Annotated in this window: 11 protein-coding genes and 2 pseudogenes; 6 read left to right on the forward strand and 7 right to left on the reverse strand. The window is 64.4% G+C overall.

Annotation, left to right across the window (positions count from 1 at the left end; translation table 11 throughout):
- Positions 1 to 78 precede the first annotated feature (78 nt).
- Positions 79 to 570: a hypothetical protein gene (locus ACPFMJ_RS19225; RefSeq protein ID WP_424361499.1), complete on the forward strand. Its 492-nt coding sequence runs from the start codon at positions 79 to 81 to the stop codon at positions 568 to 570.
- On the opposite strand, the gene pyrF is transcribed toward ACPFMJ_RS19225, so the two are convergent.
- The 7 genes and pseudogenes from pyrF to dnaK form a co-directional block, all read right to left on the reverse strand.
- Positions 567 to 1253, reverse strand: a complete 687-nt coding sequence (gene pyrF / locus ACPFMJ_RS19230) for an orotidine-5'-phosphate decarboxylase (RefSeq protein WP_424361500.1) — start codon at positions 1251 to 1253, stop codon at positions 567 to 569. The two genes, ACPFMJ_RS19225 and pyrF, sit on opposite strands and share 4 nt — an antisense overlap.
- On the reverse strand, positions 1250 to 1861 hold the full coding sequence (locus ACPFMJ_RS19235; RefSeq protein WP_424361501.1) for a class I SAM-dependent methyltransferase: 612 nt from the start codon (positions 1859 to 1861) through the stop codon (positions 1250 to 1252). The genes pyrF and ACPFMJ_RS19235 overlap by 4 nt, the downstream gene beginning before the upstream one ends.
- A 109-nt stretch (positions 1862 to 1970) precedes the next feature.
- Positions 1971 to 2219 carry an HNH endonuclease gene (locus ACPFMJ_RS19240; protein WP_424361502.1) on the reverse strand — a complete coding sequence of 83 codons (249 nt, stop codon included), beginning with the start codon at positions 2217 to 2219 and terminating at the stop codon, positions 1971 to 1973.
- Positions 2220 to 2310: 91 nt separating this feature from the next.
- A complete protein-coding gene (gene dnaJ, locus ACPFMJ_RS19245) occupies positions 2311 to 3432 on the reverse strand; it encodes a molecular chaperone DnaJ (protein WP_424361503.1) in 1122 nt (373 codons plus the stop codon).
- Between the two features lie 12 nt (positions 3433 to 3444).
- Positions 3445 to 3807: a DUF86 domain-containing protein gene (locus tag ACPFMJ_RS19250; RefSeq protein ID WP_424361504.1), complete on the reverse strand. Its 363-nt coding sequence runs from the start codon at positions 3805 to 3807 to the stop codon at positions 3445 to 3447.
- Positions 3804 to 4016: pseudogene (locus ACPFMJ_RS19255) on the reverse strand (nucleotidyltransferase family protein); the annotation flags it as partial. The gene ACPFMJ_RS19250 and the pseudogene ACPFMJ_RS19255, both read right to left, overlap by 4 nt.
- A 109-nt stretch (positions 4017 to 4125) precedes the next feature.
- Positions 4126 to 5951: pseudogene (gene dnaK, locus ACPFMJ_RS19260) on the reverse strand (molecular chaperone DnaK).
- A gap of 278 nt (positions 5952 to 6229) precedes the next feature.
- Here dnaK and ACPFMJ_RS19265 point away from each other — a divergent pair.
- The 5 genes from ACPFMJ_RS19265 (at position 6230) to ACPFMJ_RS19285 (ending at position 12222) form a co-directional block, all read left to right on the forward strand.
- Entirely contained in the window at positions 6230 to 6988 is a 759-nt protein-coding gene (locus ACPFMJ_RS19265; protein WP_424361505.1) for an efflux RND transporter periplasmic adaptor subunit, read from the forward strand.
- Positions 6989 to 6996: 8 nt separating this feature from the next.
- The gene (locus tag ACPFMJ_RS19270; RefSeq protein ID WP_424361506.1) at positions 6997 to 10119 is read left to right on the forward strand and encodes an efflux RND transporter permease subunit; all 3123 of its coding nucleotides are present in this window, start codon (positions 6997 to 6999) and stop codon (positions 10117 to 10119) included.
- A complete protein-coding gene (locus tag ACPFMJ_RS19275) occupies positions 10116 to 10730 on the forward strand; it encodes a TetR/AcrR family transcriptional regulator (RefSeq protein ID WP_424361507.1) in 615 nt (204 codons plus the stop codon). The genes ACPFMJ_RS19270 and ACPFMJ_RS19275 overlap by 4 nt, the downstream gene beginning before the upstream one ends.
- A gap of 112 nt (positions 10731 to 10842) precedes the next feature.
- On the forward strand, positions 10843 to 11667 hold the full coding sequence (locus tag ACPFMJ_RS19280) for a carbon-nitrogen hydrolase family protein (protein ID WP_424361508.1): 825 nt from the start codon (positions 10843 to 10845) through the stop codon (positions 11665 to 11667).
- A gap of 219 nt (positions 11668 to 11886) precedes the next feature.
- Positions 11887 to 12222 (forward strand): integration host factor subunit alpha, encoded by a 336-nt coding sequence (locus ACPFMJ_RS19285; protein ID WP_424361509.1) that lies wholly within the window; start codon positions 11887 to 11889, stop codon positions 12220 to 12222.
- Positions 12223 to 12291: the final 69 nt, after the last annotated feature.

Genomic DNA, 12291 nt, shown 5'->3' on the forward strand with positions numbered 1-12291 from the left:
TCGTAAAGAACAAGATTGGCCCCATCGGAGTTCCGCCTGCTCGCGCGGCTCCGCCCTCGGCACAGGGAGATGCGTCAAATGGTTTGGCTTGCGATGTTTCTTTCGCTTTTCGCTCTCGCCGCGCATCTGGCGTCGAAAAACGAGGCGGAGAAGCACGGTGATATGGTCGCGGCGCGGCGCTGGGAGACCTCGGTTTTCTACAGGGACGACGAGTTGATCGGCTGGTTGACGAGCGGCGCGCCCTCGCTCTCGGGCTATGCCCGGGTCCTCGCGCCCTATGATTTCGCCTTGCTCGTTTCGCTCGGCGCGGCGCTCGCGGCCGTATCGCTAGCGGCGTCCGAGCTGCTCCATTTTCCGGCGGAAGGCAGATGGGTTCTGGCTCTGTCGCCGCTCGCGTTCAGCTTGTCAGATTTTATGGAGGACCGCTTGCTTCTTCGGCTCATCGCGGCCGGCCGGGCGACGCCCGCCGAAATCCTCGGGCTGAAGCGGGCGACGCTTATGAAATTCGTGACTCTGGGCGCGGCGGCGAGCCAGACATTCGTGCTCTTGCTCTGGATCGTGGTCGCCTAAGCGCCCGCAATCTCGGCGACGATCGCCTCGGCCGCCGCGCGCGGATCGGCCGCGCGGGTGACGGGCCGGCCGACGACGATGTGGTTGGCGCTCGCCGCGATGGCCTGGGCCGGAGTCATGATCCGCTTCTGGTCCCCTGCGTCGGCGCCGGCGGGTCGCACGCCGGGCGTCACCAGCAGCATGTCGGGGCCGACGATGGGGCGGATGGCCGATAGCTCGAGCGGCGAGAGGATCAGGCCGTCTATCCCCGCCGCCTTCGCTTGCCCAGCGCGGCGCGCGACGAGGTCCGCGACGGAGCAGGCGTAACCCGCTTCCTTGAGGTCCGCGTCGTCATAAGAGGTCATCACCGTGACGGCGAGGAGCCTGAGGTCGCCCGCGCCGGCGCGGGCGGCCGCCATGGTCTGGGGATAGGCGTGGATGGTGAGGAAATCCATGCCCATCCGCGCGATCTGCCGCGTCGCGCGCTCGACCGTCGCGCCGATGTCGTGAAGTTTGAGATCTATGAAGACGCGCTTGCCCTGGTCTTTCAGCTCGCGCGCCAATTCGAGCCCGCCGCCATAGGCGAGCTCCATCCCGATCTTGTAGAAGGAGACGGCGTCGCCGAGCGTCGAAACGAGCGCGCGCGCCGCCTCGACGCTTTCGACGTCGAGCGCGACGATCAGGCGGCCGCGGGCTTCCGTCACGGTTTGCCGCCGTGGCCGGCCTTGCGGTAGCGCCAGACGCGCGCCGGCGGGATGTTCATGACGATGGGCGCCGAGCCCTTGCCCGTATAGGAGCCGGAGACGCCGTGCGCATGGAGCGGCATGGGCGACTTGGTGAGCCCGTAGGTGAACTGGATGAAGAGCCCGTCGTCGCCCATCAGTTCGAAGGCTTGATGCAGCAGCTCGACGCGGTCGCGCTCGGGGCGCACGAGGAGCGGCAGGCTGGAGACGACCGTCGCCACGCCGCCGTCGATCTTGCCGGCCAGCGTCTTCTTGAGTCCATAGGCGTCGCCCTGCACGATGTTAACGCCGGGATAGCGCTCCGCGAGCATGTGACAGAAGCGAGCCTCATATTCGACGAGGACGAGACGTTCGGCGGGAATGCCGCGGGCGAGCAGCGCCTTGGTGACCGGGCCGGTGCCGGGTCCCAGCTCCACGATCGGCCCTTCGCGCGAAAGGTCAACGAAGCCGGCCATGCATTTGGCGAGCGCCGGGCCGGAGGGCTGCACCGCGCCGATGAGCCGCGGGTTTTCGATCCACTGCTTGATGAAGCGGGCGCTGTCGGCGAGCGAGCTTTTGGCGTTCTGCAAGGCGGCTTCCCTAAATCGGCTTCTATCGGCCATTGTCGTGCGAACGGCCCCGCTGCCGGGGCCGTGGGCGCGAGAATAGGGGAGCCGTGTGACAAAGACAACGCGCGAGCTATTTGCGGCGGCCGCTCATCTTCGTGCCGGCGTAAAATTCCGGCGGTTTCTTGCGCACCCAATCGACGAAGGTGCGGATGTCGTCATGCGCCAGCAGCCGCTCGAAGCTGTGATAATGGTCGCGCAGCTCCTGGTCGGTGAAGGTCGCGTGGATCTTTCGATGGCAGATCGCGTGCATCATCCGCGTCTCCTTGCCCTTGTAGCGGCGCGGAATGAGATGGTGCTCGGTAACGCGGATTTTGCCCAAGGGGCGCGCGCAAAGGGGGCATGTCTCAGGCGCAGACGGCCCGGCGTCCAACGCGATTATCAGAGCGTCGTCCTTTCGCACGAGCCGCCCTTTATCCCCCGAATAGATCCTTCATCCGCGCGAAGAAGCCGTGCTCCTCGGGATGGGTCTCATGAGAAGATTCCTTCTCGAACTCCGCCAAGAGCTCTTTCTGCCGCTTGGTGAGCTTTTGCGGCGTCTCTACGGAAAGCTGCACGTGCAGGTCTCCGTTGTCGCGACCGCGCAGCACCGGCATGCCCTTGCCCTTGGCCTTGAGCTGCTTGCCGGATTGCGACCCCTCGGGGACCTTCAGCTTGATCTCCGAGCCGTCGAGGGCGTGAACCTGGATTTCGCCGCCGAGCGCGGCGCGGACCATGGAGATCGGCACGCGGCAGTAAAGGTCCGCCCCGTCGCGCTGGAAGAAGGGGTGCGGCTTCACCGAGAGGAAGATGTAGAGATCGCCCGGCGGTCCGCCGCGCACGCCCGCTTCGCCCTCGCCGGCGAGACGGATGCGGGTGCCGTCCTCGACGCCCGGCGGCACGTTGACCGAGAGCGAGCGCTCCACCGTCTTGCGGCCGGAGCCCGAGCAGGACGGGCAGGGATTGTCGATCATCTCGCCGCGTCCCTGACAGGACGGGCAGGTGCGCTCGATGGCGAAGAAGCCCTGCTGTGCGCGCACGCGGCCATGGCCGGCGCAGGTGGTGCAGGTCTTCGGCTTCGAACCCTTCTTGGCGCCGGTGCCGGAGCAGGCTTCGCAGGTCGCCGAGGTCGGGATTTTAAGCGAGGCCGTCTTGCCGTGATAGGCCTCCTCCAGAGTGATCTCCATATTGTAGCGCAGGTCCGAGCCGCGCTCGCGCCCGCCCGAGCGGCCGCGCCGGCCCATGACGTCGCCGAAGAGATCCTCGAAAATATCGGCCATGGAAGCGCCGAAGCCCTCCGAGGAGGAGAAGCCGCCCATGCCGCCGCCCTGCTCGAAGGCCGCATGGCCGAAGCGATCATAGGCCGAGCGCTTCTGCGGGTCGCAGAGGCACTGATAGGCCTCGTTGAGCTCCTTGAAACGCGCCTCCGCTTCCGCGTCGCCGGGATGCCGGTCGGGATGGCACTGCATCGCCATCTTGCGGAAGGCGATTTTCATCTCGACTTCGGTGGCGGTCTTAGAGACGCCGAGGACTTCGTAGTAATCGCGCTTGGACATGGTCGGCCGTTTTTAGTTGTTCTCGTCCACAGCGGCGCGTAGCGCTGACAGGCTTTTCTGAAGCTCAGGCAGGTCCATCCGCGCCGTGTCGAAGACAATCTCCATATCGAGTTCGAAATAGCCATGCGCGATGCGATTGCGCATGCCTCTCATGCTTTGCCATGGCATACCCGGAAACCGCGCCAGAAATTCTGGGAAACGGGCCTCTAGTCGGGAAACCGCCTCTCCGAGGATGATCAAGTTCATCGCGACTGCTTGCTGCGTCCGGTTATCCTTCAGAAAATCGTCCCTGCTCAGGCCATCGAGGTAAGACGCGCACAAGCACAAGGCCTTTTCGACCTGATCGAGAAGCGTGTGGATACGCTCCTCCTTCATATCGCAGTCGCCTCCGCGAGAACGCGCGCTCGAATGCGCTGCGGGAGCTCCTTGGGCGTCAAAAGGTCAACTTTCACGCCGAGCAGCTCTTCAAGTTCGATTTGTAAGCCGCCTAGTTGGAATAGTGTCAGACCCGGCAACGCATCGACCAGGATGTCGATGTCGCTGTCCTCGGTATCCTCGCCATGCAGCACCGAGCCAAAGACGCGTCATGGCTTGTCGATCGTCTCCCGACGGCCCGAACGCAACGAAACCCGGCGCTTTTGACGCCGGGCTTCCGTTCGCTACCGCATTCGGCCGCTCAAGGCCAGCCCGCGCTTACTTCTTGTCGTCGCCGACGTCCTTGAACTCGGCGTCGATCACGTCGTCCTTGGGGGCCTCGCTGGCGCCGGCGGCTCCGGCGTCGGCCTGCTGGGCCTTGTACATCGCCTCGCCGAGCTTCATCGAAGCCTGGGCCAGTTCGTTGGTCTTGGCCTTGATGGTCTCGACATTGTCGCCCTCGAGCGCGGTCTTCAGCGACGCGATGGCCGCCTCGATCGCGCTCTTGTCGGCGCCGGAGACCTTGTCGCCGTAATCCGCGACGGCCTTTTCGGCCGTGTGGATCGCGGCTTCGCCGTGGTTCTTGGCGTCGACCAGCTCGCGGCGCGCCTTGTCTTCGGCGGCGTGCAGCTCGGCGTCCTTGACCATCTTGTCGATGTCGGCGTCGGAAAGACCGCCGGAAGCCTGGATGCGGATCTGCTGCTCCTTGCCGGTGGCCTTGTCCTTCGCCGAGACGTTGACGATGCCGTTGGCGTCGATGTCGAAGGTCACTTCGATCTGCGGCATGCCGCGCGGGGCCGGCGGAATGCCCATCAGGTCGAACTGGCCGAGCAGCTTGTTGTCCTGCGCCATTTCGCGCTCGCCCTGGAAGACGCGGATGGTGACGGCGTTCTGGTTGTCTTCGGCGGTCGAGAACACCTGGCTCTTCTTCGGTCGGGATCGTCGTGTTGCGGTCGATGAGGCGCGGTGAACACGCCGCCGAGCGTCTCGATGCCGAGCGACAGCGGGGTCACGTCGAGCAGCAGCACGTCCTTCACGTCGCCCTGCAGAACGCCCGCCTGGATCGCGGCGCCGATGGCGACGACCTCGTCCGGGTTGACGCCCTTGTGCGGCTCCTTGCCGAAGAACTGCTTCACGACTTCCTGCACCTTCGGCATGCGCGTCATGCCGCCGACGAGAACGACTTCGTCGATCTCGGCCGCGGTGAGGCCCGCGTCCTTCAGAGCGCCTTGCGGCAGGGCTCGACGTGCGCTGGATCAGATCGTCGACCAGAGCTTCGAACTTGGCGCGCGTCAGCTTCATCGTCAGATGCTTCGGGCCGGTCGCGTCGGCGGTGATGTAGGGCAGGTTGATCTCGGTCGAAGGCGCGCGAAGACAGCTCGATCTTCGCCTTTTCAGCCGCTTCCTTCAGGCGCTGCAGGGCGAGCTTGTCCTTCGTCAGGTCGATGCCCTGCTCCTTCTTGAACTCGTCGGCGAGATATTCGACGAGCGCGGTTGTCGAAGTCCTCGCCGCCCAGGAAGGTGTCGCCGTTCGTCGACTTCACCTCGAAGACGCCGTCGCCGATCTCGAGGATGGAAACGTCGAAGGTGCCGCCGCCGAGGTCGTAGACCGCGATCGTGCCGGACTCCGCTTCTTGTCGAGGCCATAGGCGAGCGCCGCGGCCGTCGGCTCGTTGATGATGCGCAGAACCTCGAGGCCCGCGATCTTGCCGGCGTCCTTGGTCGCCTGGCGCTGGGCGTCGTTGAAGTAGGCGGGAACGGTGATGACCGCCTGCGTGACGGTCTCGCCGAGATTGGCTTCGCCGTCTCCTTCATCTTCTGCAGGATGAAGGCCGAGATCTGCGAGGGCGAATACTGCTTGCCGGCGGCTTCGACCCAGGCGTCGCCATTGTTGGCCTTCACGATCTTGTACGGGACGAGATCAGGCGCTTGATGGCGAAGAAGGTCTTGTCCTTCCGTGGCCGACGAGGCGCTCGCCGTCGTCGTCGACGAGCGGCGCGCGCGATCAGGCGCTTGATCGATGCCGAAAATGGTTCCTTTCGTCTGGGGTTCGTGACAGCGGCCCATGGCGCTTGGCCGGCAGACCGACGAGGGCAGGCGTTCATCGTCGGCTCCAGGTCTCGATAAGACTTACGAACGATGGACGGTGGATGACGGTAAATATTGAAAATCGTCACACGTCACGCCCGCCCGGGCGCGGAGGCGCCAAACGGCCCGATGACCAAAGCTTTCAATCTCTTGCTGCTGAGTTGCGTCTTTACCGCCGTCCATGACGGCGACAGACACGACGCGCCGCTCGACCGGCCGGTTCTCGGTCCAAGCCGAGGCGCGAATTCGCGGCGACGATCCGGCCGATCGAATATCTTTTGCCATCGAGGCCGAATTGTCGGCGGCCAAAATGGCGATGGCGCAGACGCAGGGCGACGAGAAGCGGGCGCTCGCCTTGCGCAAGAACGGCTGGACGACCGACGCCACGCTCGACCGAATCAAAGCCGCCGCCCAGGAGGCGCGCGGGCGCCAGCAGCGCGCCGAGCGAGCCCTGGAAATGGCGCGCAACTCACTGGACTACGCGACGCTTCGCGCCGATGGCGACGGGGTCATCACTCAGACGCTCGTGGAGCCCGGGCAGGTGGTCGCGGCCGGCCAGACGGCGATACGGCTCGCCCATTCCGGTGAACTGGAGGCGGCGGTGGCGCTCCCCGAGGACTTCGCGACGCGCGCCGACAAGGGCGCCGCCACCCTGACGCTCTGGGCCAATAAGGGCAAAACCTATCGCGCGAAGCTGCGCGAACTCAGCCCCTCGGCCGACGCCGCGACGCGTACATTCGCCGCCCGCTATTCGATCCTCGATCCGGACGCCTCCATTTCCCTTGGCATGAGCGCGACGCTCAGCATCGCGGCGCCGGGGGCCGAGCAGGTGATGAGCGTGCCGCTCTCGGCGCTCTACAATCAGGGCGACGGTCCCGCCGTCTGGAAGGTGGATGCGGACGGGCGCCTGAAGCTCACGCCGGTGAAGCTCGTTCGATATGATTCGGACGCCGCGCTCGTCTCCGGTTCGCTGACGGCGCGCGACCAGATCGTCGTGCTGGGCGTCCATAAGCTCGAAGCGGGCCGCAAGGTGCGTGTGATGACCAGAGGGTAGCGCCGACCATGGGCTTCAATCTCTCCAGATGGTCGGTGTCGCGGCCGGCGCTGATGCTCTTCCTGATGATCGCCATCGGCGTCGCGGGTCTGTTCTCCTATCTGCGGCTCGGGCGCGCGGAAGATCCATCCTTCACGATCAAGGTCGCGAACATCACCGCGACTTGGCCGGGCGCGACGGCGAGCGAGATGCGCGACCAGGTCGCCGATCTCTATGAGAAGAAGCTCCAGACGCTGCCTTATCTCGACAAGATCGAGACCTATACGAAGCCGGGCTTCCTGGCGATGCAGGTCACTTTCAAGGACAATACGCCGCCAAAGGAAATACCGCTTCTTTTCTATCAGCTGCGAAAGAAGCTCAACGACATCAAGGGCGATGTTCCGGCCGGCGTGCGCGGTCCCGCCGTCAACGATGAATATGGCGACGTCGATGCGGTGCTTTATGCGATCACGGGGGACGGCGCGGATTATAACCTCCTCGACAAGGTTCAGGAAGCGCTGCGGCAGCGGCTGATCGAAACGCCGGAGGTGATGAAGGTCGACGTCTATGGCGAGCAGATGCGCCGCATTTATGTCGAGTTCAGCGAAGCCAAGCTGGCAAATCTCGGCGTCGAACCGCACGCGATCTTCGACTCGCTCGCCAAGCAGAACGCGATCAACGACGCCGGCGCTTTCGAAACGTCGTCGAACCGCATACGCGTTCAGGTCACAGAGGAGCTGAAAGGCCCCGACGCCATCGCCTCGATACCGGTGCCTGCGAACGGCAAGGTGATCCGCCTTGGAGACATCGCCAATGTCTATGCCGGGTTCGAAGACCCGCCATCCTTCCTCATCCGCTACAAGGGCCAGCCCGCGATCGTCGTGGGCGCTGTCATGGCGAAAGGCGGCAACGTCTTCAATTTCGGCAAATCGGTCGGCGCGGCCGTGGACGAGATTCGCGCCAAGACGCCCATCGGCATCGACATCGACCAGATCGCGGATCAGCCGAAGGTCGTCGAGGAGGCGGTGGGCGAATTCACCCGCTCCTTCATTGAAGCGCTGGTGATCGTGCTTGGCGTGAGCTTCGTCTCGCTGGGCTTCCGCACCGGCGTCGTGGTCGCGCTCTCCGTGCCGCTCGTCCTCGCCTTCGTCTTCATTTTCATGAATCTGATGGGCATCGACCTCCAGCGCATTTCGCTTGGCGCGCTGATCATCGCCCTCGGCCTCCTCGTCGACGACGCGATCATCGCGGTCGAGATGATGATGGTGAAGATGGAGCAGGGCTACGACCGCATCAAAGCGGCGACCTTCGCCTGGGATTCGACCGCCTTCCCGATGCTCACGGGCACGCTGATCACGGCGGCGGGCTTCCTGCCGGTCGGCTTCGCCAATTCGGCGGTCGGCGAATATACAGGCTCGATGTTCTGGGTGCTGCTGATCGCGCTCATCGCCTCCTGGTTCGTGGCGGTGATGTTCACGCCTTTTCTCGGGGTGAAGCTCCTGCCGGATTTCGGCAAACTGCATCCCCATCACGATCCCGACGAGATCTACCAGACGCCTTCATACAGGAAGCTGCGGGAGGTCATCACATGGGCCGTCGACAACCGGCTGCTCGTCATCGGCTCGACGGTCGGCGTCTTTCTGCTCGCCGTACTCGGCATGATCGTCGTGCAGAAGCAGTTCTTCCCCTATGCGGAACGGCTTGAGCTCTTCCTGCAGATGCGGCTGCCAGAGGGGTCGTCCATCGGCGCTTCGCTCAAAGCGGCGCAGCAGGCGGAGGCGCTGATCAAGGACGATCCCGACGCGGCCTACTACACGACCTATGTGGGGCAGGGGCCGCCGCGCTTCTGGCTCGGGCTCAATCCGCAACTGCCCAATGAGGCCTATTCCGAGATCGTCCTCGTCGCGAAGGACATCGAGGCGCGCGAGAGGCTCAAGAGGAAGCTCGACGACGCCATCGCGAATGGCGCCGTGCCGCAGGCCCGCGCCCGCGTCGATCGTTTCAGCTATGGTCCTCCGACCGGTTTCGCCGTGCAGTTCCGCGTGATTGGCGACGATCCGCAGAAGGTGCGCGCGATCGCCTATCGGGTGCGGGAAGTCATGGCGACCGACGAGGGCGTCGACGATCCGCATCTCTCATGGAACGAGCTGACCCCGAGCGTGCGTCTTGTCATCGATCAGGACCGCGCGCGCCTCCTCGGCGTCACGCCGCAGGACGTTTCAAACCGCCTGCGCATGGTGATTTCGGGCGTCACGGTCACAACGCTTCGGGACGGCATCGACCAGATCGACGTCGTCGCCCGCGCCGTGCCCGGCGAGCGTGGCGATTTGGGACGGCTGGGAGACATCGTTGTCTATTCTCGGGACGGCAAGCCTGTGACGGTCTCGCAGGTCGCCAAGATTTCCTACGAGCATGAGGAGCCGATCTTCTGGCGGCGCAACCGCGACATGACGATCACCGTCCGCTCCGGCGTCAAGGACGGCGTGCAGGCCCCCGACGTTTCGACGCGGCTTTGGCCGAAGCTCGCCGAGATCCGCGAGCAGCTTCCGCCTGGCTATCGCATCGAGATGGGCGGCGCGGTCGAGGAATCCGCCAAGGGCAATAATTCCATCTTCGCCGTCTTTCCGATCGTCGGCCTCGTCATGCTGACGATTGTGATGTTCCAGCTTCAGGATTTCACGCGCGTCGCGCTCGTCATGATGAGCGCGCCGCTCGGCCTCATCGGCGCCTCGTTTGCACTCAATGTCGCTCATGCGCCCTTCGGCTTCGTCGCGCTGCTGGGCCTCATCGCGCTTTCGGGCATGGACATGCGTAACTCCATCATCCTCGTTGACCAGGTTCGGCAGGATCTAGAAGCAGGCGACAGCTATCGCGAGGCGATCATCGGGGCGACCGTGCGCCGCGTGCGACCGGTGGCGCTGACGGCGCTCGCGGCCATTCTGGCGATGGTTCCGCTGTCGCGCTCGGCCTTCTGGGGCCCGATGGCGCTCACCATCATGGGCGGTCTGTTCGTGGCGACCTTTCTGACGGTCCTTTTCCTGCCCGCGCTTTACGCGACATGGTTCCGTCGGCACCTCAACGAGGGCATAGCGGAGACGTCGCCCCGCGACGTCGCATTGTCGTCAGAACTCGCAGGGGAGGCGGCGGAATGAGCGCGATAACGGACGCCCCCAGCACCCGCGAGGCAGAGCAGCGCGCCCGCATTGTCGCCACGGCGGAGCGACTCTTCCGCGAGATCGGCTTCCAGAAGACGACCGTCGCGGACATTGCGCGCGAGCTGCGGATGTCGCCGGCGAATGTCTATCGCTTTTTCGGCTCCAAGTCGGAGATCCATGTCGCCGTCGCCCGGCAATTGATGGGCGAAGTCGAGGCTGCCGCTGAGAGGATCGCTTCCGGCCGCGGGACGGCGAGCGAGCGGCTGCGCGCCCTGGTGCTCGGCAACGAAACGATGAACGCCGATCGCTACCTCGCCGACCGCAAGATGCACGACATGGTTGAAGTGGCGCTCGATGAGCATTGGCCGATCATCGACGAGCATATCGACCGGATCGACGCCATTCTGCAGGGCGTCATCGCCGCGGGCATGGAGAGCGGCGAGTTCGCCAAGGGCGACGCCCGGCTGGCCGCAAAACTCGTGAACATGGCGGTCGTCCGCTTCTGCCATCCCCGCCTGATGGTGGAATGCGCCGACCGTCCGGAGCCCACGAGCGAGCAGATGGTCGAGTTTTGCCTCGCGGCGCTTCGCGCGGGCGTCTCGCGCTAGCCAAATCCCCCAAGGCCAGGATTGGGCTATACGCCGCCCGCCGCGCCTGTGTAGAATGACCGCCCGGAAGGACGAGCCGCGCTTGTGCGCGCCAGAAAACAGCAGAGCGGTTATGAAGGTCACACTGGTTCAGATGAATTCGATCGGCGACAAGGCCGTCAATCTCGCCAACGCCAAAGCCCTGATCGAACGGGCCGTCTCCCAGGAAAAGCCGGATTGGATCTGCCTGCCGGAAGTGTTCGACTTCATCGGCGGCTCGCGCGCCGAGAAGATGGCCGCGGCGGAGGAACTGCCCGGCGGCCCGGCCTATGAAATGTGCAGCGCGCTCGCCCGCGAGCACAAGGTTTTCATCCATGCCGGCTCGATTCTCGAAAAGATTCCGGGCGAGGAGCGTCTCCACAACACCAGCGTCGCGTTCAACCGCGACGGCAAGGAAGTGGCGCGCTACCGCAAGATTCACATGTTCGACATCACCGCGCCGGATGGCGCGAAGTATCACGAAAGCGCCGCCTTCAAGCCGGGCGACGAGGTCGTGACCTATGACTGCGAGGGCGTGACGATCGGCTGCGCGATCTGCTACGATCTGCGTTTCTCCTATCTTTTCCAGGCCCTTGCCGAGAAGGGCGCGGACATTGTCGCGCTGCCGGCGGCCTTCACCCTCGTCACCGGCAAGGATCACTGGGAAGTGCTCTGCCGCGCCCGCGCGATCGAGATGCAGGCCTATCTCTGCGCGCCCGCGCAGACCGGCGCCCACAAGGCAGGTCACGAGACGCGTTTCACCTACGGCAATTCTCTGATCGCGGACCCTTGGGGACATGTCGTGGCCAAGGCGTCTGACGGGCCCGGCCTCGTCTCGTCCTATGTGGATATCGACCGCATCCGGAAGGTGCGCGCCATGATCCCGGTGTCGCAGCACAGGGTTAAGCTGGCGGTCTAACAAGCTTGAGCTTATCATGTTGCGGCGCCGCATCGTCATGTCTGTGGCGAAGCGGCGCCACGGCTTGCATCTCTATGATTTATGCGTACTATGTCGCTCGTAAGCTTATTGCTTGCGAACAATAATCAGTTTCGTCGCGTTACTCGATAGTCTGGGGAACAGCGTGGCAACGCTTATCAGCACGAACGCGGCAGACGCGCCGGTCTGTGACCATCCAGCATGGTAAGAAAGAGCGAGCAAGGAAACACTTTGACGCGCGCCGCTCTGCGGGAAGCGGTCTATGGCTGCTGTCCGACGCTGTCGCGCGCGGAAGCCCGCAAGATCCTTGACTCGACCTTCGACGAGATCAGCGAGGCCTTGCTGCGGGGCGAGTGCGTCAAACTGCGTTCATTCGGCACTTTCAACGTTCGTTCCAAGCGCGAGCGCATCGGCCGCAATCCCAAGACAGGGGTCGAAGCCACAATTACGCCGCGTCGCGTCCTCACCTTCAAGGCGTCTCCCGTGCTCGTTGCGCATGTCAATGGCGACGCCATCATCCCGATAGAGGATGATTGAGAAACAAGCGCCGGCCGTGCAAAGGTGAGGGGAGCGCCAGAGCGTCCGCAGCGGAGTGCGGGCGACGCC

Origin of the sequence: Methylocystis parvus (assembly GCF_049675845.1) — a bacterium.
In the GTDB taxonomy this organism is placed as follows: domain Bacteria; phylum Pseudomonadota; class Alphaproteobacteria; order Rhizobiales; family Beijerinckiaceae; genus Methylocystis; species Methylocystis parvus_A.